This window comes from Marinobacter flavimaris (genome assembly GCF_002933295.1).
Classification (GTDB): domain Bacteria; phylum Pseudomonadota; class Gammaproteobacteria; order Pseudomonadales; family Oleiphilaceae; genus Marinobacter; species Marinobacter flavimaris.
In genome coordinates, this window is sequence record NZ_PSSW01000002.1 from 180,066 (window position 1) to 203,470 (window position 23,405).

Annotated in this window: 28 protein-coding genes; 16 read left to right on the forward strand and 12 right to left on the reverse strand. The window is 57.9% G+C overall.

The features are described from left to right. Positions 1-128 precede the first annotated feature (128 nt). On the forward strand, positions 129-608 hold the full coding sequence (locus tag MDHKLMBL_RS04455; protein ID WP_104270210.1) for an Lrp/AsnC family transcriptional regulator: 480 nt from the start codon (positions 129-131) through the stop codon (positions 606-608). 68 nt (positions 609-676) lie between these two features. Here MDHKLMBL_RS04455 and MDHKLMBL_RS04460 read toward each other — a convergent pair whose 3' ends face one another. From MDHKLMBL_RS04460 to MDHKLMBL_RS04470, 3 genes are all read right to left on the reverse strand, one after another. Next, positions 677-883 carry a cold-shock protein gene (locus tag MDHKLMBL_RS04460; protein WP_008176018.1) on the reverse strand — a complete coding sequence of 69 codons (207 nt, stop codon included), beginning with the start codon at positions 881-883 and terminating at the stop codon, positions 677-679. Between the two features lie 202 nt (positions 884-1,085). Then, the gene (locus MDHKLMBL_RS04465; RefSeq protein WP_104270211.1) at positions 1,086-4,847 is read right to left on the reverse strand and encodes a DUF1631 family protein; all 3,762 of its coding nucleotides are present in this window, start codon (positions 4,845-4,847) and stop codon (positions 1,086-1,088) included. A 142-nt stretch (positions 4,848-4,989) separates the two neighbouring features. Further along, positions 4,990-5,961 carry a ribonuclease Z gene (locus tag MDHKLMBL_RS04470; protein WP_104270212.1) on the reverse strand — a complete coding sequence of 324 codons (972 nt, stop codon included), beginning with the start codon at positions 5,959-5,961 and terminating at the stop codon, positions 4,990-4,992. Positions 5,962-6,099: 138 nt separating this feature from the next. Between MDHKLMBL_RS04470 and MDHKLMBL_RS04475 the strand changes: the two genes are divergently transcribed. Together MDHKLMBL_RS04475 and MDHKLMBL_RS04480 are read left to right on the forward strand one after the other, a co-directional pair. After that, the gene (locus MDHKLMBL_RS04475) at positions 6,100-6,945 is read left to right on the forward strand and encodes a crotonase/enoyl-CoA hydratase family protein (protein WP_227507898.1); all 846 of its coding nucleotides are present in this window, start codon (positions 6,100-6,102) and stop codon (positions 6,943-6,945) included. 30 nt (positions 6,946-6,975) lie between these two features. After that, positions 6,976-7,566 carry a CPBP family intramembrane glutamic endopeptidase gene (locus MDHKLMBL_RS04480; protein WP_104270213.1) on the forward strand — a complete coding sequence of 197 codons (591 nt, stop codon included), beginning with the start codon at positions 6,976-6,978 and terminating at the stop codon, positions 7,564-7,566. Here MDHKLMBL_RS04480 and MDHKLMBL_RS04485 read toward each other — a convergent pair. From MDHKLMBL_RS04485 to MDHKLMBL_RS04495, 3 genes are read right to left on the reverse strand one after another with little or no spacing between them, the layout of a single operon-like run. Beyond that, on the reverse strand, positions 7,557-7,976 hold the full coding sequence (locus MDHKLMBL_RS04485) for a DUF2721 domain-containing protein (RefSeq protein WP_008176008.1): 420 nt from the start codon (positions 7,974-7,976) through the stop codon (positions 7,557-7,559). The two genes, MDHKLMBL_RS04480 and MDHKLMBL_RS04485, sit on opposite strands and share 10 nt — an antisense overlap. A 37-nt stretch (positions 7,977-8,013) precedes the next feature. Beyond that, entirely contained in the window at positions 8,014-8,367 is a 354-nt protein-coding gene (locus MDHKLMBL_RS04490; protein WP_008176007.1) for a gamma-glutamylcyclotransferase family protein, read from the reverse strand. Between the two features lie 21 nt (positions 8,368-8,388). Next, a complete protein-coding gene (locus tag MDHKLMBL_RS04495; protein ID WP_104270214.1) occupies positions 8,389-9,270 on the reverse strand; it encodes a LysR family transcriptional regulator ArgP in 882 nt (293 codons plus the stop codon). Between the two features lie 88 nt (positions 9,271-9,358). On the opposite strand from MDHKLMBL_RS04495, the gene MDHKLMBL_RS04500 reads away from it, so the two are divergent. Further along, on the forward strand, positions 9,359-9,964 hold the full coding sequence (locus tag MDHKLMBL_RS04500; protein WP_104270215.1) for a LysE/ArgO family amino acid transporter: 606 nt from the start codon (positions 9,359-9,361) through the stop codon (positions 9,962-9,964). Positions 9,965-10,063: 99 nt separating this feature from the next. Beyond that, complete coding sequence (locus tag MDHKLMBL_RS04505) at positions 10,064-10,618, forward strand: DUF4442 domain-containing protein (RefSeq protein ID WP_104270216.1); 555 nt, start codon at positions 10,064-10,066, stop codon at positions 10,616-10,618. Here MDHKLMBL_RS04505 and MDHKLMBL_RS04510 read toward each other — a convergent pair. Further along, the gene (locus tag MDHKLMBL_RS04510) at positions 10,566-11,066 is read right to left on the reverse strand and encodes a C40 family peptidase (protein WP_008176003.1); all 501 of its coding nucleotides are present in this window, start codon (positions 11,064-11,066) and stop codon (positions 10,566-10,568) included. The genes MDHKLMBL_RS04505 and MDHKLMBL_RS04510 overlap by 53 nt on opposite strands. 174 nt (positions 11,067-11,240) lie before the next feature. Here MDHKLMBL_RS04510 and MDHKLMBL_RS04515 point away from each other — a divergent pair, with 174 nt between their 5' ends. Beyond that, a complete protein-coding gene (locus tag MDHKLMBL_RS04515) occupies positions 11,241-12,269 on the forward strand; it encodes an Acg family FMN-binding oxidoreductase (protein WP_008176002.1) in 1,029 nt (342 codons plus the stop codon). 14 nt (positions 12,270-12,283) lie between these two features. On the opposite strand, the gene MDHKLMBL_RS04520 is transcribed toward MDHKLMBL_RS04515, so the two are convergent. The 3 genes from MDHKLMBL_RS04520 to MDHKLMBL_RS04530 form a co-directional block, all read right to left on the reverse strand. Then, the gene (locus MDHKLMBL_RS04520) at positions 12,284-12,664 is read right to left on the reverse strand and encodes a ribbon-helix-helix domain-containing protein (RefSeq protein ID WP_104270356.1); all 381 of its coding nucleotides are present in this window, start codon (positions 12,662-12,664) and stop codon (positions 12,284-12,286) included. A 50-nt stretch (positions 12,665-12,714) separates the two neighbouring features. Continuing rightward, entirely contained in the window at positions 12,715-13,284 is a 570-nt protein-coding gene (locus tag MDHKLMBL_RS04525) for a DJ-1/PfpI family protein (RefSeq protein WP_008176000.1), read from the reverse strand. A gap of 86 nt (positions 13,285-13,370) precedes the next feature. Further along, a complete protein-coding gene (locus tag MDHKLMBL_RS04530; RefSeq protein ID WP_008175999.1) occupies positions 13,371-14,039 on the reverse strand; it encodes an SOS response-associated peptidase in 669 nt (222 codons plus the stop codon). A gap of 72 nt (positions 14,040-14,111) precedes the next feature. Here MDHKLMBL_RS04530 and arfB point away from each other — a divergent pair, with 72 nt between their 5' ends. Then, on the forward strand, positions 14,112-14,525 hold the full coding sequence (gene arfB, locus MDHKLMBL_RS04535; protein WP_014576363.1) for an alternative ribosome rescue aminoacyl-tRNA hydrolase ArfB: 414 nt from the start codon (positions 14,112-14,114) through the stop codon (positions 14,523-14,525). Here arfB and MDHKLMBL_RS04540 read toward each other — a convergent pair. Beyond that, positions 14,522-15,592: an alpha/beta hydrolase gene (locus MDHKLMBL_RS04540; protein WP_104270217.1), complete on the reverse strand. Its 1,071-nt coding sequence runs from the start codon at positions 15,590-15,592 to the stop codon at positions 14,522-14,524. The genes arfB and MDHKLMBL_RS04540 overlap by 4 nt on opposite strands. Positions 15,593-15,698: 106 nt before the next feature. Between MDHKLMBL_RS04540 and MDHKLMBL_RS04545 the strand changes: the two genes are divergently transcribed. The 8 genes from MDHKLMBL_RS04545 (at position 15,699) to MDHKLMBL_RS04580 (ending at position 21,900) form a co-directional block, all read left to right on the forward strand. Beyond that, entirely contained in the window at positions 15,699-16,025 is a 327-nt protein-coding gene (locus tag MDHKLMBL_RS04545) for a putative signal transducing protein (RefSeq protein WP_014576365.1), read from the forward strand. Between the two features lie 66 nt (positions 16,026-16,091). Continuing rightward, complete coding sequence (locus tag MDHKLMBL_RS04550; protein WP_041645030.1) at positions 16,092-16,784, forward strand: SDR family oxidoreductase; 693 nt, start codon at positions 16,092-16,094, stop codon at positions 16,782-16,784. Between the two features lie 30 nt (positions 16,785-16,814). Then, positions 16,815-17,573, forward strand: coding sequence for an SDR family oxidoreductase (locus MDHKLMBL_RS04555; protein ID WP_104270218.1), 759 nt, complete (start codon positions 16,815-16,817; stop codon positions 17,571-17,573). A 4-nt stretch (positions 17,574-17,577) separates the two neighbouring features. After that, entirely contained in the window at positions 17,578-18,120 is a 543-nt protein-coding gene (gene thpR, locus MDHKLMBL_RS04560) for an RNA 2',3'-cyclic phosphodiesterase (RefSeq protein WP_104270219.1), read from the forward strand. A 72-nt stretch (positions 18,121-18,192) separates the two neighbouring features. Then, positions 18,193-19,761 carry a bifunctional GNAT family N-acetyltransferase/carbon-nitrogen hydrolase family protein gene (locus MDHKLMBL_RS04565; RefSeq protein WP_104270220.1) on the forward strand — a complete coding sequence of 523 codons (1,569 nt, stop codon included), beginning with the start codon at positions 18,193-18,195 and terminating at the stop codon, positions 19,759-19,761. A gap of 23 nt (positions 19,762-19,784) precedes the next feature. After that, positions 19,785-21,305, forward strand: a complete 1,521-nt coding sequence (locus tag MDHKLMBL_RS04570) for an intermembrane phospholipid transport YdbH family protein (protein ID WP_241956175.1) — start codon at positions 19,785-19,787, stop codon at positions 21,303-21,305. Positions 21,306-21,343: 38 nt separating this feature from the next. After that, positions 21,344-21,526: a YnbE family lipoprotein gene (locus MDHKLMBL_RS04575; protein ID WP_014576371.1), complete on the forward strand. Its 183-nt coding sequence runs from the start codon at positions 21,344-21,346 to the stop codon at positions 21,524-21,526. Positions 21,527-21,555: 29 nt separating this feature from the next. Next, complete coding sequence (locus MDHKLMBL_RS04580; RefSeq protein ID WP_008175984.1) at positions 21,556-21,900, forward strand: YdbL family probable chaperone protein; 345 nt, start codon at positions 21,556-21,558, stop codon at positions 21,898-21,900. Positions 21,901-21,927: 27 nt separating this feature from the next. Here MDHKLMBL_RS04580 and rluF read toward each other — a convergent pair whose 3' ends face one another. Then, the gene (gene rluF, locus MDHKLMBL_RS04585; protein WP_053114693.1) at positions 21,928-22,866 is read right to left on the reverse strand and encodes a 23S rRNA pseudouridine(2604) synthase RluF; all 939 of its coding nucleotides are present in this window, start codon (positions 22,864-22,866) and stop codon (positions 21,928-21,930) included. Between the two features lie 134 nt (positions 22,867-23,000). Here rluF and MDHKLMBL_RS04590 point away from each other — a divergent pair, with 134 nt between their 5' ends. Next, positions 23,001-23,396 carry a hypothetical protein gene (locus MDHKLMBL_RS04590; protein WP_008175980.1) on the forward strand — a complete coding sequence of 132 codons (396 nt, stop codon included), beginning with the start codon at positions 23,001-23,003 and terminating at the stop codon, positions 23,394-23,396. The last annotated feature ends 9 nt before the right edge of the window (positions 23,397-23,405 follow it).

Sequence of the window (23,405 nt, forward strand, 5' to 3'; positions counted from 1 at the left end):
CAAAATTCTAGAGGTAAGTCCGCAAAAGGTGCTTGCTTATTGGAAGGAGGTTTTCAGGATTTGCGAAAGAATGTTTGATAAAAGACAATAAAGAGAAAGAACCTTTGATAAAAATCAGGTGTTACCAAATGAAACAGGTGGAGCTGGACAAGCTGGATCGGAAAATTCTATCAGCACTGCAGCAGGATGGGCGCATCAGTAACCAGTTACTGGCCGAACAGGTGGGTTTGTCACCGGCTGCTTGCTGGCGCCGGGTGCGCACACTTGAGGAAAGCGGTGTGATTCAGGGATACAGCGCAAGAGTGGATCCGGAACGCATTGGTCAGGGGCTGTGCGTGCTCGTCAATCTGTCACTGCAGCGGCACAACATCGACAGCACGGCGGAGATTGAGCAGCAGGTGAGCAGTTATCCGGAGGTGCTTCAGTGCTTTGCGGTGACCGGTAATGCCGATTTCGTGCTCAGGGTAATCGTGCCGGATATGGCCAGTTACGACAGGTTCCTGAACGAAAAAATCTTTACCCTGCAGGGCATTGCCCAGGTGAATTCGAACTTTGCGTTGCGGGAGATAAAAAATACCGAGACGATCCCGGTGGAAGGTATTCTGTAGTTTCGGCAGGTAGCAACAACGAAAAAAGGCAGCCGAAGCTGCCTTTTTCTGAACGTGTCGTCTGTTATTTACAGAGCGACAACGTTTTCCGCCTGAGGACCTTTCTGGCCCTGGGTAACGGTGAACTCGACCTGCTGGCCTTCAGCCAGAGTCTTGAAACCGCCGCCCTGAATAGCGCTATAGTGAACAAAAACGTCCGGGCCGCTTTCGCGAGTGATAAAGCCAAAACCTTTTGCTTCGTTGAAAAACTTAACGTTGCCGGTAACTGTAGACATAGTATTCTTCCTGATTTCAATCATTTAATGTGCCGTCACGTCATCTTGTTGATGGCTGATCGGCGGTATGCGGAAACAAAAAACTGGCGTGATCAAAAACAGGACGTGCTACTTATTACAGCTGAGCGGTCTTATTGATGAAATGCTTTGCTAAATCTTTCCAACGAGGCCCACTGTACTCCTGCCAGGGGGAAAAGCAAAGCTATTTCTTGTAGGCATAAACCGGGGTAGTGGAATTCACGGTTCCAAGGCTGTCCAGCCTGCGCGGCTTGGCAATGGCGAAGCCCTGGGCGTAGTCCACCTGGATCTCTTTCAGGGTGTCCATGATTTCCATGTCTTCCACATATTCGGCGATGGTCTGAAGATCCAGAAAATGACAGAGCTCGTTGATCGACCTCACCATGGCGTAGTTCGTGAGGTTGGTCGCCATGTCCTTTACAAATATGCCGTCAATTTTCACGAAGTCCACTGGCAGTTTCTGGAGGTACGCATAGGAAGACAGGCCGGTGCCGAAATCATCCAGTGCGAACCGGCAGTTCAGCCGCTTCATCTCGCGCATGAAATCCGAGGCAAAATGGAGGTTGGCGACGGCAGAGGTCTCGGTTACTTCAAAGCAGAGCTTGTGGGCCAGCTCCGGATTCGCCCTGAGATTGGATTCCAGGCCGAGCATGAAGCTGTCATCGCTCAACGACGAGCCTGACAGGTTAACGTTCAGAGTGGCAATCCTGGCGAGCGCCTCGGGATTATTACGCATCCATGTCAGCACCTCGGAAATGACCCACAAATCAACCCGCGTACTGCGTTTGAATTGTTCGGCCGCCTCGATATAGCCCTGGGGCGAGATCTCCTTACCAGCACTGTCTTTCAGGCCGAGCAAGAGTTCATACATCGTGCCTTCGCCGTCTTCCGGTTCAAGGGCAACGATGGGCTGGGCCCGAAGGTAGAGGCTGCCATCACGGATGGTCCGGTCTATTTCGGTGACCCATTGGGGGGTGCCGAGCCGGGACTGGTCCCGGTTTTCCCTGGCCAGTTCAATCCGGTTCCCGCCCAGCTTCTTGGCTGCTTTAAGCGAGAGGCTCGCAAGATTGAGAAGGTCGCCAGGTGACTGTCCCGCCCCGGTTACCGGCCGGATACTGATGCTGACGGTTGCCCGATATTCCGCCTGCCCATGCCGGAACACATGTTGCTCGAAGTTGCGCCGCAGGGACTCTGCAAAATCCAGGCAGTCTTCTGTACTGATGTTATTGATGAGCACCGCAAACTCATTGCCGCTGATCCGGCCAACGTGGGACTCCGCGAATCGGGATTCGCTCTGCTTACGGAGTGTGTCGGCGACATGCCTCAACAGGGCGTCGCCGGCGTCCGCGCCATAGGAGGCGTTGATGACACTGAACTCGTCTATATCCAGAACCATCAGGGCGGCGGCATGGTCTTCAGCAGATGACGGCAGGATGCTGATCAGCTGAGAAACCTGTTTCTCGAAGTCATGGCGGTGCATACACCCCGTCAGGGCATCGTGGGTTGCCTGAAAATTGAGCTTCCGGTAAACATCTTCAACGATGCTGAACAGGCTTTGGTCGAGGAATGGGACGTCTCCGCTCTCAACCAGCCAGGCTTTGTCTTCAGCGAGTTTCTGCACAAACTCGGGAAATCCGTAACTGACCTCGCTCATGCCTTTGGGCGAAAGAAAAACAAACCTGAGTGAATCCTCGCTGCCCCACACCAGCCGCAACCGGCGGGTCTCGCCGGTATCCAGACGAACCTCAACCCAGTCGCCTACGGAAATCTCCTTTGCCCTTGAGGCCCAACGACTGTCTTCAAGCTCCGGTGGCAGCGGGGCTGGCGCTTCATCGGCGTCACCGTACTCATCAACCCATGTGGTTTCTGCTTCCCCGTTGCCCTCGAGAATTCCGGATAGCTCGTCAATAACCGGCCTTACGCGCGAGACTTCCCCGGCGGTTTTCAGCTCCCGCTCGATGAACTGCAGCATGACGCTGCTCTCCAGCTCCCGTTCAAATGCCAGCTCTTCGGAGGTGTCGGCAGGCGAAAGCCAGGCCTGGAGCTGTGCAACCACATCAAACAGTTCCTCACAATGCCGGCTTTCCGGACCTTCTCTCAGCATGGTCAGGACGATCAACTGCTCCCAGCCCGCCTGAAGAATGCGGATCAGAATCTTCGGAACCTGTCTGTTGCTCAAGAGCGAGTTCAGCCTCTGCCTTGCCTCCTTGCGGGTAAGGCGCAGGCGCTCCTTGCCCTCCAGGGTTTTTGCCAGCCGTTCCGAGTTGCGGAGAAACGATTGGTCCTGACGCTCGACAAGCTGTTTCAGGCGTTCACCCAGGCTTCCCATCAGGTCCGGATCCGATACCTCGATCTCTGTCAGCTCCTCGACGATATCGGCAACCGTTGCTTCCAGCTTCTTGCTTGAGGCTCTCTCGGCAAGACAGATGTGCATCAGGTTATTGATGATATCCCGGGCCGGGTGGTCGCCGGCATTCAGAAAATCCGGTGTTTCAACCAGCGTTTCGAATACGGGTAGTCGAAGCTTTTGCAGTTGGTGGCGAAGCGAGCCCGAGAGTTCATCGTGGGTTTTCAGAGGCTCGAACAGTCGGTCCACCAGATTGGCCTTCTCAACGGCCGTGTGATCCAGTGAGCTGGCCAGGTCGGAGTCCGAGTTGGCCAGTTCCCGAAGCAGTCCCGCCATATCGGGCTCGTCGCCGTGCAACCGGTCCAGCAGTTCCCGGCGCCGGGAGCGGAGGTTTTCCGAAAGCCTTGGATTGGGCTCCTCCCAGTCTGAAACTTCAGACGAGGGGTTTGACTCCAGTGCCATCAATTGAAAAAGGGAACGACCGACCGAAGGCGACCCGGACGCCTCGTGCCTGGCGTGATTGGTTTCCGGAGTTTCTTCGGATGAGTCTTCTGTGGCTGTCGTTGCTGAACCCGAGTCGTCCGTTGCGTGCTCCCGGTCGCGGAGTGACCAGTTTGCGGGTAGCTCGGTGATATCTATGGCCTCAAGGCCAGCTCGTCGGCAGTCATTGATCAGGGACCGGATGGCCGCGGGCCAGACCCGGACCAGAGCATTTTCCCAGGCGCGGTAGATGGTCAGGCGGTGCTCCCGCGCAATGCCCAGATGATCGACCATATACTGCAGGCAGACGCACAGGGCCCGGGGCGTCAGAGGATTGTTGTCATCGTTGACGTCCTGTCGGAAAATCTGGTTGAGAAACTGGTTGAGCAGGAAGTTGGCCCCGGTATTTGCTTTGTTTACGCGGGTGGCGATGGCCTGCAGGTCCAGCCAGTCCTCGAACTCGTGCTGTTGCAGCAGGTGCAACTCCTTGTTGCCGGCCCGGGACTCGGCGGCGGGCTCAAGGGTTGCCTGATTGGCCTGGAACTGGGCCTGGAAATCCTGGAGCATTCGTTGCTGGCGACTCTGAAAAATGAAGCGCATGTCCTTGAGCCGGGTAATCTCACGCAGCTCTGCAGCCTCTTCCAGGTCGGCTTCAATGCCCTCGAAGGTGCCTTCCATAAATTCCGGAAGCAACTGTTCCAGAAGCCGACGGCAATGCTGGTGGTAGAGCTGTTTCAGTGAAGGATCCGGAGTCGCGGCTTCGAGCCGATTCGTTCCAGTGTGCTGTAACAAACACTCAATGTCGTTGCTGAGTTCCTCAGTGTTCCCCGCTATGTCCAGCGAAATGCCGCTACTGCGGCCAACCTGGACCGTGCCTCTGTAATGGATATGCTGTTTTTCACGGTCATTATCGAGGAAAACATGAAGATCGGTCTGTGCAGCGGCAGACGATGACAGTTGGTCGAGTACCGCGGGCGACGAAAAGTGCTTCAGGGTGAGGCGCAGCCCTTCTTTACCCAGAGCCACGCTGTCAATGACACAGCCACAGGGAATGAGGCCGGGCGCGACGACAACCGCATCCTTGCTGAGTCTGGAGTGTTTTGCGTTGAGCCGGGTCATTGACCGCCTTCCTGAGCAGTGAGAAATGAATCTTTGTTCAATTTATCGTGATTGCAGTTTAATTGGAACTTGAACAAACGCAAAGTGAATGTACAGAAGCGACACATCTGAAGTCATGCACGAGCCTGAATCCACGACTGCATTATAGATGCTCAGTGGCGTTAAATATCAGATCTTTGCCCAGGGTATAGCGTGCGAAATCCCTGGCCAGATACAGGTTGCCCCGATAAATGCCTTTGGCTTCGGATTCGATCTCACCAATGTGCGGATAGGCATCCGGATTGAACTGGTAACGGGAACTGAAGTGGGTAAGGACGAGATTGGGAACGCCTGCGGCCTCGGCGAAGCGGGCTACCTGGGCAGCGGAGCTGTGTTGCGGCCAGGGTCCGACACGGTCAGAGACTTCCTGCGTGTAGGTCGCTTCGTGGATGACCACCTGAACACCCGTGCACGCTGCCAGAAGCAGGTCGGGCTGGTCGTTGTCGCCGGCGACGATAACCTTGCGAGGTTTTCTGGCAATTCGGGTGTAATCATCGCAACGGGCGAGGCGCCCATCTTGCAGTACTACGTCGTCGCCCTGTTGCAGGCGGCCCCAGGCGGGCCCGGCCTCAATACCATCCGCTTCGAGCCTGTCCCGGACCAACTGGCGTTCCAGATTCTTTTCCGTGAACACAAAGGCCCTGCAGGAGACACGATGGGACAGGGGGACTGCAGTTACCGACAGGGAGTCGTCTTCCCAGTAGAAGTTCTCTGCTTCGGAATCGACAAATCTCAATTCAAAACTCAGGCTGGAGTCACTATTACCGATGGCGGCCTCTATGAAGGTTTTTACCGGTCTTGGCGCAACCAGGTACAAAGGAGCGGTGCGGCCGAGCATGGAGGCGCTGGTCAGCAGTCCCGGCAGCCCGAACGTATGGTCGCCATGGATGTGGGTGATAAATATTGCCTGCAGCTGCATCACGGAATGATGGGTTCTCAGCAACTGGTGCTGGGTGCCTTCACCGCAGTCAATCAGGTACCAGTGTTTTGGTCCGCCGTGGCTCAGCGCCAGACCGGTTACGTTGCGCGATTTTGTCGGCGTTCCGGCTGACGTGCCGAGGAAGGTGAATTCCATACCAGGCCTTTTCGGGTTAACGTGTCGTCTCTCTGTTCGCCATAATACGAAGGTAGCAGAATTGACGATACATTAGCCGGGGCGACCGCTAATGAGCCGGTTAGCGACATTTATATAAGGAGTTCTGTCTTGTCTGAGTTGTCCAGTTACGAGAGTTTTTCGATTGAGGTTAAAGACCACATCGCCCACGTTCAGTTCAGTCGTCCGGAGGCCCTGAACACCATGAACAAGGCGTTCTGGCTCGAGTTGCCCCGGTGCATGCAGGATATTGAGGCCAACACCGATGCCCGCGTTATCGTCATTTCCTCCACCGGCAAACACTTCTCTGCGGGCATGGATCTGGGTGTATTCAGCGATCCCAAAGCCGTGCCCATGAACGGTGACCCCGGGCGCATGGCGGAAAACCTTCGCAGGGTTGTGCTGCAGTTGCAGGATACTCTCACCTCTCTGGAAAAAATCCGGCTTCCCGTGCTGGCAGCCATCCACGGTGGCTGTATCGGTGGCGCTCTGGATCTGGTGTGTGCCGCCGATAGCCGTTATTGCACGGAAGATGCCTACTTCACCATCAAGGAAACCGAGCTGGGCATGACCGCCGACGTCGGCACGCTCCAGCGCCTGCCCAAACTGATGCCCGAGGGCGTGGTTCGTGAATTGGCCTACACCGGCCGAAAATTCTCCGCCACTGAAGCGCAGAATCTGGGCTTCGTGAACGCCGTTTACGCCGACCAGGAATCCATGCTGGCAGGCGTTATGGCCATTGCCGGCCAGATTGCGGCGAACTCTCCTCTGGCCGTCACTGGCTGCAAGGAAATGCTCAATTACAGTCGCGACCACAGTGTGGAAGACAGCCTCAAGTATATGGCCACCTGGCAGGCCGGCATGTTCCGCCCGACGGACATGATGAAATCGTTCCAGGCCAAAGCCCAGAAGCAGGCGCCAAAATACGATGCGCTGTTTCCAGTGAAGCCCTTGTTCGACCAGTAAATGGCGTTGGGTAAACGACGAAACTCGGGTATGTCCTCCAATGCCGCTCTGTTATTCCAGGGCGCCATTGGCGTTATCGGATTAGTGGCGATACTGCTATTCGGAATTCCGGTGCTGCATGTTGGGCCAGGCCTGTGGCCCAGCATCTTCCTGGGGACGGTTGGAGCCGCTCTTACCTACGCCGCTTTGCTGTTGCTTACGCGGGTGCCCGGCTTGTTCCCGGAAAACCTCGAGCGGCAGATGCAAGGTTTGTATGACTTTGCCTCCAGCTACTCCCCGGCTGTACTCATTCTGCTATCCCTCCTGGCCGGAGTCGGTGAGGAACTGTTATTCCGGGGCGCAATCCAGGGCTGGCTGATCACAAAGACGGACCCTGTAACGGCCGTGCTTGCGGCATCGGTGTTGTTCGGGCTGGTGCACTACGTTTCATTTACCTATTTTCTGGTGGCTACCGGCCTTGGCATGGTTCTGGGGGCGGCCTACCTGTTATCCGAAAGCCTTGCTCTGGTCATGGTCTGGCACGCCCTTTACGACATGATTGCCCTGTTTTGTCTGCTCCGGTTTCCGCGCTGGTTTGGTGTCCGGGTCGTGAATTCCGGCGCAAACAGGCCTCACGAATAGTCGACATCTTCCCGGCCGGCACTCTTGCGGGCCTCAAAGCTGGCCAGCTCGACATTGATGGCATTGGTTGAGATCTGGATTTCGTACAGCGAGTACAGCAGCGAGAAAGACAGCAGTACCAGGCTGGCGCCAAACGCGATCACCCCTGGCAGATCGGCACCCAGGAAAAGCAGGAACATGGAAACCGTACACAGGAAGAAACTGAGTACGCCGAACGCCTGCATGCGTTTGGTCAGCACAATCCGTTTGCGCAGCATGCCGATCTGTCGGGCAATCAGGGCGTGGTCTTCCTCGGTGTCCATCTGCTTGAGTTGGCGGATCAGCTGCGCCAACACCAGAAACCGGTTGGTGAAGGCCAGCAACAGCAGTGAAATCGCCGGGAAGAGCAGGGCAGGCGTTGTCAGGTCCAATCTGTTGTCCTTATGGTGAAGGTGTGTGGGCTATGGTCTACCAGCTCCCGGAGCGCAGCCGCTGGATCGTTTTAACCGGCCGATTGTAAATGTACACCCAGGCAGACCCGTGGCGAGTGTCCATGGTCTGGCGGATATACAGGCTGCTTTGCGGGCGTTCAGGAAAGAAGTCTTCCAGTTCGTCCAGTGTTTTCAGCATCGTATCGGTAACCGCATAGACTTCCACGCGGACGCCCGGGGAAGGTTCCTCTATGGCACCCGGGTAGGGGCCCAGGTGATACAGGCTCAGTTCGGGCATCCAGTCTGTCCCGACAAAACGGGCGCCTCGCAGAATATGGCTGTTGTTCCGGCCACGTTTCAACGTGCCGTAAACCGCCACAAGGTGCTTCATTCTGATCGTTGCTCCCCCTGTTTACATGTTTGAATTCAACGTGGCCGCAGACCGCAAGGCGTTGGTCAGGCGGTCCATCACGCCGCCGCCATGGCGCCAGAAGTGCCAGTATAGCTGCACTTCCAGGGTTTGTTCAGGCGCGATGCTCACCAGGCGCTCGGCAGATATTTCCGGGCGGGCCTGCATTTCCGGAATCATGCCATACCCCATGCCGGCCAGCGCCAGTTTCACAAAACCTTCCGAGGATGGGCAAAGGTGGTGAGGGAAGGTGCCGTGATACCCGCACTGGGCCAGGAACCGGTGTTGCAGCTGGTCATTCGGCCCGAAAACAATGGCCGGGGCATTCTTCAGGCTGGTTTCGCTCAGGCCTTTCCCGAAGTATCGGTGCACATAGTCCGGAGTTGCCAGTGGCATGTAGGTCATGGTGCCAATGGGCACGCAGCGGGCACCGGCAACAGGCTGGGGGCTACTGCACAGGCAGGCAGCCACATCCCCTTCGCGCATCCTGCGAAGGCCAATGTCCTGGTCCTCGACCACAAGATCCAGCAGCAGGGTCTCCTCCGCGCAGAAGTTGCCTACCGCGGCCGCCCACCAGGTGGCGAGGCTGTCGGCATTCAGCGCGATGCGCAGTCTCGCTGTGGGTTCCGAGAGTGCCGGGATGGACTTGGTCAGGTCGCGCTCCAGCAATTGCACCTGCTGAACGTGGTTGAGCAGACGCTGTCCGGCCGGTGTGGCCTTGAGTGCCGGGCTTCGCACCAGAACCGGCTGTCCGAGCCGGATTTCAAGGGTGCGAATTCGCTGCGAAATGGCCGACTGGCTCAGCCCGAGCGCCAGGCCGGCACGTTCGAATCCTCCGCACTCAATGACCGTCGCCAGGGCTTCAAGCAATTTGTAGTCAATCATAAGTAAAACTGATGCAGCATTATGAGTATGAATTTCAAGTATAGCTGGGAAGCGGTAACCTTGCGCCATTCATTAAGGAGAGATTCACGTGCTTGAGAGTTACCTGACCGGTCTGATTGTGTGTGGCGGCATTATCGTGGCGATTGGTGCGCAGAACGCCTACCTGCTGAGCCAGGCAATACGCCGGGAACATCATTGGTGGTCAGCCGGGTTGTGCATAGTGGCCGATATCACCCTGTTTACCCTGGGCATGTTCGGCATCAGTGCTGCCCTGATGGCCATGCCAGAGGCCCTGGAGATTCTCCGGTGGCTGGGTGTGGCCTTCCTTGGCTGGCTTGCGATTCAGTCCTTCGTTCGCGCCAGCCGCGGCAGAGCGGTTCTTGAAGCGGGTGAGGTAACCAAACGAAGCCTCAAAGCCGTGGTGTTCACGACCCTGGCAGTCACTCTGCTCAACCCTCAGGTTTATCTGGATACGCTGCTGTTGATTCCTGCCATCGGAGCCCAGCAAGAGGACGCGACCACCTTTGTGGCCGGTGCGAGCAGTGCCTCGATTCTCTGGTTCGGCCTGCTTGCCTGGGGCGGCTCGGCGCTGGCGTCCATTCTCTCCCGGCCGCTGGCCTGGCGGATTATTGATGGTGTCATTGGAATCATGATGGCCGCTATCGCCCTGCATCTCACGTTCAGTGGTCTTTAATATTCAAACGATCGTATGAATTTCTTGCATCGGCGCGCGTCGGGTTGGAAGATAGCGTGCTACTGAATTTGCAGTCATTTATACCATCGAGGATGTTTGATGAACGCCACTCTACGTCGCTGGCTTGCCAGTGCCGGGGCCATGCGCCGTGTTCTTTCCACGTTTGCTCCCTATATCGGTGCTGGAATCCGGGTGACCCACATTGCTGAGGATTTCAGCTCGGCCCGGGTGGAGATGGGCCAGCACTGGTACAACACCAATTACGTGGGCACGCACTTTGGCGGTTCGCTCTACAGCATGGTTGATCCCATGTACATGCTGCTGCTGATGCGACGGCTGGGCAATGAATACATCGTGTGGGATAAATCGGCGAGTATTGATTTTATCCGTCCCGGCAAGGGCAAGGTGATGGCACGCTTTGAATTGACCGATGAGCGTGTTGAAGAGATCCGCGCCGCAACGGCAAACGGAGACAAAATGCTGCCAGAGTGGGACGTGGATATTGTTGATGAATCCGGTGAGCTCGTCGCGCGCGTCCTCAAAGTACTAAAGTACTCTATGTGCGCCGGAAAAAGCGTTGAAGCGGGCTATTCAGCTTGGCTCAGTCAAAGCGTCTCGCTTCGGTCAGGCGGCCTTTCCAGTAGTAGCCGCTGATCGAGGACTGGATTACGCCGGCCGATGTTGATGCGTGGATAAAGCGGTCCCCGCCCATATAGATACCGGCGTGTTGTTCCTTTCCGCCAATCCGGAAGAACACCACATCGCCCGGTCGAATCTCGCCGGGATGAACCACGTCACCACTGGCAAGCATTTGGGTCGTTGTCCTGGGCAATTGTTTGCCCAGACCTTCCTGGTAGGCGGTAAGAATGAATCCTGAGCAATCGAAGCCATTGCCGGAGGTGCCACCGTATTCATAGGGGGTGCCCCGGTAACGCTCGAACACCTGCCAGAGTTTTTGGGCCTTTTCCGAACTGGATGCCTCGACAGGAACGGTCTGTAGTCCAGGCGTAGAACCCGGCTGCAGCTTTCCGCTACTGGCGCAACCGCCGAGCGCAAGCGCCACGAATGCCAGAAATAAGATGTTTCTGAAGGAATAACGCATCTCAGACCCTGTGCAAGTTTTCACTGTCTTCACTTTAATTGTCGCGCCCGGGAATGTCAGGTTACGGAGCGTGAGATTTTGTTGATGCGGCTCCACTAAGTCGCCGGGCATCACCGGCTATCTTTTCCTTTCACGCAGGAATAGTCTGTCACGAGACCATTCGGGAGAGCTGCAATGAGCGAAGGAACACGCAACACCCCCATACCGCGAGACACCCTGGCGGCCATCCTCGAGAGCGCAACATTGGCGCCATCAAGCCACAACACCCAGCCCTGGCGATTTGAACTCGGCGAAACCGGGATTTCCCTGTTTGCGGACCGGTTACGGGCATTGCCGGTCAACGACCCCGACGACCGGGAACTGACCATCAGCTGCGGGTGTGCCCTGTTTAATCTTCGGATTGCCGCCGCTCATGCAGGATTCAATACCGAATGCCAGCTTTTGCCGGACCCGGGCGACGAGGATCTGCTGGCGACCGTCTCGTTCACACCGGTATCCGGGGAGGAGGGCCGTCAAACGGAACTGTTCCGGGCGATTGCCAGGCGACGCACCTATCGCAAGCGGTTTGAGTCAAAGCAGGTGCCTTCCGAGGTGCTGGGCATCCTTGAAGAGTCGGCGGAGACCGAAGGAGCATGGTTCCAGGTTCTGGAATCGGAGCATGCGCGTCATCAGGTGGCCGAGCTGGTGGCGGAGGGCGACGCTGCCCAATGGTCCAACCCGAGTTGGCGACGGGAGTTGGCTGCCTGGATGCATCCCCGCCGCAAGGGAGACGGTTTGACGGTTCCCGGCATGGTTGCGCCCGTGGCCCAATTGGTGGTGCGCACATTTGATATGGGCAACGGCGTTGGCGCCAAGGACCGTCAACTGGCGGATGAATCACCCGTGATTGCTGCGTTGGGAACGGCCGGGGATGGCGTAGAAGACTGGCTGAAGGCCGGGCAGGCGCTGGAGCGGGTTTTGCTCCGGTCCCTGGGGCAGGGGCTGCAGGCTTCCTATCTGAACCAGCCCATTCAGGTCGCCGTGCTTCGCCCGAAACTTCAGCACCTCCTTGGGCGTTCGGGTTTCCCGCAGATTCTGCTCAGGTTGGGTTACCCGGCGACAGATTTGCCGGCGGCTCCGAGGCGGAATCTTCAGGAGGTTGTGGAAACCGCAGACACCCGGGATATCAAGGCAAAACAGGCGGGTCAGGGACGCCAGCGCTGACTGACCTCCTCTTATCAGTGCCTGGCCTTGGTTACCACCTCCGGTGTTGCCGGCTCACCGGATTTGCTGGCAAGAATGCGGTCTGCATCCAGCGAGGCAATCGGAACCCGGGTATCCCGGGGAACGTCGCCGCTCAGCTGGAGCTCCAGATAGCGGAGCGCACACACCCGAAGGAAGGACGTGAAGTTACCGAGGTCGTGGCCGGCATCAATGGATTCGTGGTAAAGCCGTGTGATCATCTGGGGCAGGTTCATGCCATCCCGTTCGGCCAGCTCGGCCAGTGCCTGCCAGAAGGCGTTTTCCATTCGCACACTGGTCACCATGCCATCGATTCGCAGGGAGTGGGTCCGGCTGACCCAAAGCTCCGGATCGGCGTTGATAAAGAGCTTGCACATGCGGGCCTCCCTGAGAGCGTGGCGGGGCCGGTGGGCCGGCCCCGTTTGCATTACTGATCCAGCAGCTTGAAAAACTGCGCCAGCCAGGCCGGATGAGCGGGCCATGCAGGCGCTGTTACCAGATTAGCATCGGTAACCGCCTGATCAACCTCGATACCGGCGAACGTGCCGCCGGCCAGTTCCACCTCCGGCTGGCAGGCAGGATAGGCCGAGCATTTGCGCCCCTCCAGAACCCCGGCTGCGGCCAACAACTGGGCACCATGGCAAATCGCTGCCACTGGCTTGTCAGTCTCGAAAAAATGGCGAACCAGATTCTGTACATCCTTGTTAAGCCGCAGGTACTCAGGAGCGCGACCGCCGGGCACCACCAATGCGTCGTAGTTCGCGGGGTCCAGCCCGTCAAAATCCGCGTTCAGGGCGAACCGGTGCCCCGGTTTTTCGGTGTAGGTCTGGTCACCCTCGAAATCATGGATGGCTGTGGCAACCGTGTCGCCGGCTTTCTTGTCGGGGCAGACAGCGTGAACCGTGTGCCCGACGGCCTGCAGTGCCTGGAACGGCACCATGGTTTCGTAATCTTCGGTGAAGTCACCCGTAATCATCAGAATCTTCTTCCCGCTCATGGCTGTCTCCTTGTGATTGTCTTGCCAAGTCTGGAAACAGTATCAGCGTCGGTGAAGAAGCGGGTATTAGAGGATTACTACAGGCCTCAGGCCTCCCGGATCAGGTCCGGCGAGTTATGCCTCGGATTATTCACCTCCGGCGAAACGGGAATGGCTTTCAGCTGTTCAGGATCCAGGCGATGGGTCACTGCTCGCAATTGTGTCCGGTCGGTGATTTCCGGATTCAGCCAGTCCCTCAGGCAGGCCGGATCAAGCACCACGGGCTGACGTTCATGGATATGCTTCAGGTGTTCGCTGGCCGGTTCGGTGATGATGGCGCAGGCGGTGGTCTCGTCGCCTTCTCTCGGGGTCCAGAGGCCGGCGAAGAAAATCGCCGGATACTTCCCGGAATTCGCTGGCGTTATGTAGTGAGGTTCTTTGCCATGTTCCGTTTGTTGCCATTCGTACCAGCCATTGGCCGGTATCAGGCAACGGTGATGGGCAAAGGCGTCCCGGAAGTATTTTGATGTGGCTGCTGTTTCTGCGCGGGCATTGATCGGAGCCGGCGCTTTCTGATCCGCCCAGGCCGGCCGGAAGCCCCAGTGGGAGTGAGCCATGATCAGGCTGCCGTTCATGCTCATCCGGATCATTGGAATACCTGTGCCGGGAGGGATGTTGTAGCCGGGGTCAAAATGCCCGTCCACCTCCATGCCCTCGGGAAAAAACTCGAGGATCAGGGTGTCCGGTGGGGTATAGAAGGTGAATCGTCCGCACATGATAACTGGTTGTTCCTCACACAAATCCCGGTGCTGAAAGCCCACGGTTCTGGATTCTGTTAACCTTAGCAGATGCTGAAACTATCCAACGCTGTTGAACTTGCTGACTGGGAAATCGAAATCACCCAGATCCGGGCCCAGGGTGCCGGCGGCCAGAACGTGAATAAAGTCGCCTCCGCGGTGCACCTGCGCTTCGATATTCCCAACTCCTCTCTGCCACCGTTCTACAAGGAGCGACTGATGTCGCTCAATGATCAGCGAATCAGTAAAGAGGGTGTGCTGATCATCAAGGCGCAATCTTTCCGAACCCTGGAGTTAAACAAGGAGGATGCGCTGGAGCGGCTGAAAGAGCTGATCCAGGAGGCCGTCAAACCCCGCAAGGCCCGACGTCCCACCAAACCGACCCGGTCCTCACAGCGCAAGCGTGTGGACAAGAAGACCAAAAAAGGTAAAACCAAGGCCCTGCGGGGCAAGGTCCAGGTTTAGGCCGAAGCCTGTTCGCTACCCCGGGACTCCAGCTGCTCTAGGAAAGCCCTGATGTCATCGAAGGCCTCCTCCGCTTCCGGGAGTAAGGGCACAAAGATCTGCCATACGTGCACCATTCCCGGCCAGGTATGAAGGGTAACCGGAGAACCTGCTGCTTCTGCCCGCGCGGCGTAACGCCGGGCGTTGTCCAGCAGCATCTCGGTGTCGCTGGCCTGTATGAGCGTTGGGGGCAGGTCCTTCAGATTCCCGCGTAATGGTGAGGCGACAGGGCTGGTTGGGGAGACCCGGAATGCCGCCAGTGTGGCCCACCAGATAACCGGCAGTGGGATTTTCGACAGGCCACCAAACACAGGCCCGAGCAGTGGATCGGTACCGATGTTGTTGCGGTTGCTCGGCGCGGTCAGGGTCAGATCGGTGGATGGTGAGAACGCGATGGCAGCATCCGCCTGGCGCAGGCCATTGTCACGAATCCACGCAATCAGCCCGAGAGTATGGCTACCGCCGGCAGAATCCCCGGCGACCACCATGAAATCAGCCGGTTCGGCGCCATCAGGGCCGTGTTTCAGGAGCCATGTATAGGCTTCGCGGCAATCCCTTACACCGTCCATAAACCGGTTCTCCGGCATTAAACGGTAGTCCAGTGCGAACACTGCGGCTCTGGTTATCTGCGATAAACGGTCGGTAATGGCCCGATGGCTTCTGGGGCTGCCAGCGGCCCAGGCGCCACCATGAATGTACAGGATGCGGCGGCGGGTATCACATCCCGGGGCGAGAACCCATTCGCCACGGGGTGACTCGCAATGACGCAGCTCCGAGGCCAGTTCGATGCCTTCACTCAGCCCGTCCATGTGTTTTCGGAGCGCCATCAGCCGCGCCTTACCGCGCAGGCCTTTTGAAGATTGCCCCAGCTCGCGGATGCGTCCCAGCACTTCTCGGTTGGCTTCGCTGGGTGTTGCGTCTTTGATCGGGTAATCATCCCGATCCAGATGAGACAGATCCTCAAGCCGGAACAGAAGCAGGGTTGCGGCAACGATGAACACGATGATGGCGAGAATAATCCAGAGCATGGTCGATCCGTATGTTATTGGCCCCACCGGGCAGGTCGAACTATCCTTCAAATGATACTCGCAGATTTGTCCCGGTTCTGCCCGGAACGGTCACAGAAGGAGTCGCGTGTTGCAAATAGCCTATCGGGCCAGAGACATAACCGAAGCCCACATTGTGGCTGGTCTGTTGGAAGCCAATGGTATTGAGGCCCATGTCGGAGGCCATTACCTTCAGGGTGCCATGGGTGATATTGGTGCCGCGGGCTTCAGCAACGTGCATGTCGATGATGAGGATCTCTACCGGGCGCGGCAACTGGTGTCCGAGTATGAGCAGACGTCAGGCAGCAGTCTCAGCCGGGCTGCCAGCGACCAAGAGGATCGCCCCGACCACTACGCCCGCTGGTTTCTGTTGGCCCTGGCCATCGTCGCTCTCATCCTGCTGCAGATCTACTGACTGATCGGTCTGGGGTCACCGGGCGTAGCCCTACCCACACTTCCCAAGCAACAGGAGACAAAGCTTATGGCAGATCAACCTGTAATGCTGATTACCGGCGCGTCGTCAGGCATCGGCGCGGAAACAGCGCGAGCGGCCGCGAAACAGGGCTATCGGCTGGTTCTGGCCGCGCGCTCTGAAGACAAACTCAAAGGCCTGCAGCAGGAGCTGGGTGGCGAGGAAAAGGTGTTGACGGTCCAGTGCGACGTCCAGAGCGGTGATGACCAGAAAAACATGGTCGACCAGGCCCTGAAAACCTTTGGCCGCATTGATGCGGTGTTTGCCAACGCCGGCCGCGGTGGTGAGCCGGGCGGATTCAGCGGCGCTGACCCGGACGTCTGGAAGGATATGATCCTGACCAATATCTACGGGGTGGGCCTGACCCTCCAGCATTGCATGCCGGCGCTCAAAGAGAGCAAGGGCCACTTGCTGTTAACCGGCTCTGCGGCAGGCCGTGCCACCATTCCCGGTTCTATGTACAGTGCGACCAAGTGGGCGGTAACCGCCATTGGCTATGGTGTTCGTGAGGAGCTTCGAGGCTCTGGTATCCGCGTTACCCTGATCGAACCGGGCATGGTGGACACGCCCTTCTTTGATGAACGTCCTGGCCATGCATTGAAGCCGGAGGACATTGCCAATGCGGTCATGTATGCCGTGGCTCAGCCGGCACATGTCGATGTAAATGAAATTCTTGTCCGGCCCACGCCCAAGGTTGAGTAACCGGTAGGGGCGGTCGTAACGGAGGTTGTTTTGAGTCAAACCGATCGCGTCGCATTGGTGACCGGCGGCGCCAAAGGCATCGGCCGGGGCATTGTGCTTCACCTGGCCGCTGCTGGCTGGAAGGTGGCGTTCTGTGACACCGACAGTGCCGTCGGTGAGCGGTTGGCCGCCGGTGCAGATCATGCACTGCACTTTCTGCCCGGCGATGTGGCTTCGGAAACCGATGTGGAGCGCATCGTTGCCGAAGTCCTTCGCTGGGGCGGCCGTCTGGACGCCGTTATCAATAATGCCGGAATCGCCAACCCCGAGACGGGGCCGATTGAGGAACTGAGCCTGGATCAGTGGCAGCGCCGCCTGGACGTGAACCTGACCGGGCCGTTCCTGGTCACCAAGCATGCGGTGCCGCACCTTCGAAAAACGAAAGGCGCTATCGTTAATATGGCCTCCACAAGGGCGCTTCAGTCCGAGCCGGACACCGAGGCATACGCCGCTACCAAGGGTGGCATTGTGGCACTCACTCATGCCCTTGCTGTGAGCCTGGGGCCCTATGTCCGCGTTAACTGCATCAGTCCCGGCTGGATCGATACCCGGGCCTGGCAGGGCGGCGCAGAGCCGGTTGAACCGCTTTCCGAAAACGACCACCTGCAGCACCCGGCGGGCAGGGTAGGGCAACCTGGGGATATTGCCTCCTTGGTGGCCTACCTCATTTCGCCGGAGGCCTCGTTTATCACTGGCCAGAATTTTGTGGCCGATGGCGGCATGGTGCGCAAGATGATCTACGAGGAATAGGGCGTTGCCACGGCTTTTTTTCGGGCTGGAGCTTCCGGCTGAAATCAAGGCCCGGTTGTTGAAGGTCAGATCACCGGTGACAGGCGCCAGATGGCAGAGTGCTGAGCAATTGCACATCACCCTCCTGTTTCTGGGGAAGGTGAGCGCGGAAGGTCTCGAAGCCGTAGCCATTTCAGCCCGTGAGATAGATTCGGAATCCTTCCCGCTTGAGGTTGCCGGCGTTGGTTGTTTCGGCCAGCCCGAAAGTCCGAAGAATCTATGGGCCGGTGTTCAGCCGGCGGCACCGGTGGCTGCGCTGCACCAGACTCTCGGGCGGCGACTGGAGAATCTGGGCTTTGTGGCTGAACGTCGGGTATTTCGCCCGCACATTACGCTGGCCCGTTTCAAACGCCATCCGGGTTCTGTTGAACCGTTGTTGGTTGAATATGGTGACCATGGATTCGGCCAGTTCCAGGTGACTGAATTTGTGCTTTTTGAAAGCAAACCTGGCCCGGCCGGTTCCGTGTATTCAGTGGTCGATCGCTTCTCCCTGCGCAACGCCGGATAGCCGATTTGTCTTGACGAATCCCTGTCGTCCCACCAAAGATGAGGGGAAATCAACGCCTTTCCTGAGGTGTCTATGTGCCCCCCGTTTTCCGATCCTGATCAGCGTCTGTACGTCCGCAATGCCACGCTTGCAGATATCCCAGGCATCATCCAGCTCAGTCGCCGGGTTTATGAAGGCACGGGCATGTACGGCTATACCAAGGGGCCGTTGACCGGGCAGATCAATACCTTTCCCGACGGCCAGTTTGTTGCCATGCTCGGAGACACCGTGGTCGGCTACTGCGCCACGTTCCGGATCGCGGAAGAGATCGCACTCGCTGCCCACGACTGGATCTCCATCACCGGTAACGGTTATGCCTCGCGGCATGACCCGGAGGGGGACTGGTTGTACGGGATGGAAGTCTGTGTTGATCCGGAATGCCGGGGTTACCGCATTGGGGAGCGGCTCTACAACGAGCGCAAGCAGTTATGCCAGGCCCTGAACCTGCAGGGAGTGGTGTTTGCCGGCCGTTTGCCGAGCCTGCGCCAGCGGCTGAAGAAGTTCACGAGCGTCGAGGAATATGTGGAGGCCATTCGAAGCAAGGAACAGAAGGATCCGGTGCTCTCCTTCCAGCTTCATCAGGGCTTCGAAGTGCACGGAATTATTCCGCATTATCTCGATGCCGACCACGATTCCATGGGCTATGGTATTCATCTGGTCTGGCGTAACCCGAAAGTACCCCAGTCGGAGAACAACGGCCGTCGGAAGCGCTACGGTCAACGCATGCGCGATACCGTGCGCATAGGCACGGTTCAGTACCAGCAACGCCCGGTCGGATCGTTCGACGAATTCAGCGAGATTGTCCGCTATTTTGTCGATGTTGTTTCCACCTACAAGGGCGACTTTGTGGTGTTCCCCGAGCTGTTCACCCTGCAGCTGCTTTCCATCGAAGCCCGCAAGGGCAGCCCCGCCGAGACCTTTGCCGCAGTCACCCATTACGCAGAGCGTTATCGTGAACTGATGCGGGATCTGGCTCTGCGCCACAACATCAATGTTGTCGCCGGCTCAACGCCAGTCCGTGAGGAAGACGGCACCATCCGGAACATGGCGTACGTGTTTCTCAGGGATGGTCAGGTGTTCAGCCAGCCCAAGATTCATCCGACGCCGAACGAGGCGTTCTGGTGGAACGTTCAGGGCGGCAACCGGGTCAGCGCCATCGAGACGGACTGCGGCACCATCGGTGTGCTGATCTGCTACGACGCGGAGTTCCCGGAATTGACCCGCCACCTGGTGGACCAGGGCGTGCATATCATCTTTGTGCCTTTCTGTACCGATGAGCGGCAGAGCTACCTGCGGGTTCGCTATTGTTGCCAGGCCAGAGCTGTGGAGAATCAGGTCTACGTGGTGATGTCCGGCAACGTCGGAAACCTGCCGAACGTACCGAACATGGAAATCCAGTATGGCCAGAGCTGCATCCTGACGCCCTGCGACTTTCCCTTCGCCCGGGATGGCATCGCCGCTGACACCGAGCCCAACGTGGAGACGGTTGCCTTTGCGGATCTGCGCCCGGAAGTACTGATCACTGCCCGCAACAGTGGTACCGTTAAAAACCTTCAGGACCGCCGGCACGATCTTTACAGCGTGACCTGGCGTGGTGAGTAAACCGAGCCGACAGGAGCGTCGTTTTGCCCAGTAGAGGGTCTGTAAAGCCTGAACGCATCGGCCGCGGGCTTCTTTGGGCCGGTGGTATGGCTCTGGTGGCCTGGCCCCTGGCGGTTGCAGGCTGGTCCTTTGCCATTGAACAGAGCTCGGTGGGTATGGCATTGCCGGATATACGGTCCGGCGGATGGGAAGTAACAGGCAGCCGTGCAGATGTCCGGCCTTCTGTGACCGCCAACGGTGATGTCGCAACCATCGATTTTGCTCCTTCGTCTCTTGTTCTGACCAAACATCTCACGTTTGTCGGTGCAGACCAGCCGCTGACGCTCAACAACCTGCGCACGGATCTCAGCAATACAACGGTAACCCTGGACTATGGCGCAAATGGCCCCTGGGCGCAGCGCATTTCCATTGATGGCGACATCAGGGTCGATGCCGCGCGCGTCGAACATCCGCAATTACTGCCGCAAACGTGGAACTTTCAGGGAAGGGCAAAGGGCCGCCTGGCAGATCTCAGGGTGCAGGGCACCTTGGCTTCCGAGTCCGGCTTTACGGCTGATCTCGATATCCAGCTCAATCCCGAAGGCGGCGTATCCGTCGCCATCGACTCTGTTATCGACGGTAAACAGGGCGTTCAGGCCCTGGCAGAAACCCTGGTCGGATGGCCGGATCTGCTGACAGTGGATTCTGGCAATGCCCGGTTGTCGATGGAGGTTTCGACCGGCCAGGGTGGTGAACTTGCAGCCAGTGGCAGCGTTGAACTGCAGGATGTTGGCGGGGTATTTAACCGGACCGCGGTATCAGGGCTCACCGGCCAGGTGCGGGGATCGCTGGAAAATTCCCGGATTACGACCCGTTTCAGGGACATGACCGTTGGCGAGATCAATGCCGGCATTCCCGTCACCTCGGTTCTTTTTTCAGGGAATTACAGCGCGCCGGTCACGGAACTGCTGGCCGGCACTCTGGAGGTTCAGCAGGCCAGGGCCCGGTTCCTCGAAGGTACCCTGAGAGTGCCTCCTGCCAGGTACGATTTAGGCGGTGGGTCTGGTCGCATCCCTGTGGAGGTTGAGGACGTCTCCCTCAGCCGTCTGATGGCCGTGTATCCAGCCGAAGGACTGTCTGGAAGCGGGTTGCTTCGAGGGCGAGTTCCTCTGGGCATCAGTGGCGACGGGGTGCAGGTGAGTGCAGGCAGTATTTCCGCAATAGATCCTGGCGGCCGTTTGCAGTTGCCGGCGGACAAGCTCCAGGCGATGCTCGGTGGCAACCAGGCCATGGACATCGTGGTCCAGGCGTTGCAAAACTTTCACTATTCAGTCCTCAACAGCACGATAGACTACGATGAACAGGGTAAGTTGAGCCTTGGCCTTCGCCTCGAAGGTAAGAATCCGGACCTGAGGGGTGGGCAGCCGGTGGTACTCAATGTCAATCTTGAGGAAGACATTCCCGCGCTGCTCACCAGTCTGCAGTTGAGTGGCAGGGTCAATGAAGCTGTTACCAGGCGCGTCCGGAAATTGCTGCAGGAATCCGGTGAGGAGAAAGCACCATGATAAAACCCGTGCGGCCCTGGTGGCCTGAAAGGTCGCCCATGGCAAGAACACTGATGATACTGATGCTTCCTCTGGCGATGGCTGCCTGCACGCCGACAGTGCAGATGGCGGCGCCAAAGGAGCCGATTACGGTCAACCTGAACGTGAAAATCCAGCACGAAATCTACGTGAAAGTGGATAAGGAAGTGGATGATCTGTTCAGCGAACAGGGCTTGTTCTGACTGTGTCCGGAAAGTTTGAGGGGTTGAAGATGAAACGATTGATACAGATGTTTGCGCTGGTTCTGGCGTTCGGTATCAGCGCCTCCGTGCTTGCCATGGGGCTGGATGAAGCCAAACAGAAACTGGACTCGGTCAAGCAGCAGGGGCTGGTTGGAGAAACACCGACGGGTTATCTGGAAGTGGTGCGCGCCGAAGGGCAGGCGAAGGAAGTGGTGGAAGCCATTAACAGCGCCCGTCGGGATGAGTACAAGCGCATTGCCGAAAAACACAACATTCCGGTAACCCAGGTGGAGACGGTTGCAGGCAAGAAGGCGATTGAGAAGACTCCGTCCGGCCAGTATGTGCAAATGGGCGGTAAGTGGGTGAAAAAGTAGCCCGGCGCGGCCAGGTGCGAGCCTCGCTTACCGTTTAACGCTCTTTTGCCTTGGCTTGCCGCCTTTTGGCCGTTTGCCCGATGCCGGCTTTTTGCCAGGTGCGGGCTTGCCTTTCGGGCCGGGGCGCCTGGCGCCACCGGGCTTACCTGGTGCGGATGCAGAGCCAGGCTTGCGATCAGGCTTTGGTTTGGCCTTCGTTCCGGACTTCTTTTTTGCTGGCTTGCCAGCGCCGGGCGGGGCTTCGGAAGACGAATCCCGGATGGCATCGAACAGCCCGGCCAGCTCTTTCTCGCTCAGGTCCCGCCACTGGCCCACCGCAAGCCCTTTCAGGCTCACGTTCATGATCCGGATCCGTTCCAGTTTGGTAACCTCGTAGCCAAAATACTCGCACATGCGACGGATCTGGCGATTGAGGCCCTGAACCAGGGTGATCCGGAAGACAAATCGTGACTCCCGCGACACCTTGCACTTTTTCGTCATGGTTCCGAGGATCGGCACACCATTGGCCATACCCTCCACGAATTCCCGGGTGACCGGCTTGTCGACGGTAACCAGGTATTCCTTTTCGTGGTTGTTGCCCGCCCGCAGTATCTTGTTGACCAGGTCGCCGTTGCTGGTCATAAAGATGAGGCCCTGGGAGTCCTTGTCCAGACGTCCGATCGGGAAGATGCGTTCGCTGTGACCCACAAAGCGCTGGATATTGTGTTTCTCCGCGCTGTCCGTGGTGCTGACAATCCCTACCGGCTTGTTCAGTGCAATGAACACGAGATCTTCTTCAGCCCGTGGCTCGATCACCTGGCCGTTCACCTTGACCGTGTCACCCGGAAGCACCTGGTCGCCCACGGTTGCTCGTTTGCCGTTGATGTAGACGTTGCCTTGCTCGATATAGCGATCGGCCTCCCGGCGGGAGCACATGCCGCTTTCGCTGATGTATTTGTTGAGCCGGGTGGAATTGCCAGTGGTCATCGGGTGTCCGGTTGCCAGTGAGAATGACGGGCATCATATCAGTCTGGAACCCCGGTCGCAGCAGGGGTGGTTCTTTCCCGGCGTCTCTGCCATTCTTTGCGCCTATCCTTAAAACCAACAAACCCTGAGCCGCCATGGAAAAGACACGCATCACCATTGTTGCCGTTACCTGCATTGCCCTGTTTTTCCTGACCAACTACCTGTTCCGGTATCTGATCGGATTTACCGGGTTGCTGGCCTCATTGGTCATTGCGGCCCTGATTGCCGTCTACATGAGCTTCTCAATCGCACGGACCCTTGAGCGTTTGCCGATGCCTGAGGAGCGCTCACGGGCGCTGTGGATCTATGGCGGTTTTCTGGGCGCCCTGTTCGTCGCCTTCGGGGCCTGGATGTTCCTGGATGCCGGCATGGATGCAGTCACCCTCGCCACGCTGTTTGTTCACTATCTGCCCTATCCGGCACTTGCTCATGCCCTGCTATCAGACAAGGCCGTCGGACTGTTCCTGAAAGAGGATCGTCCTGGCGGATAAATTGTTATA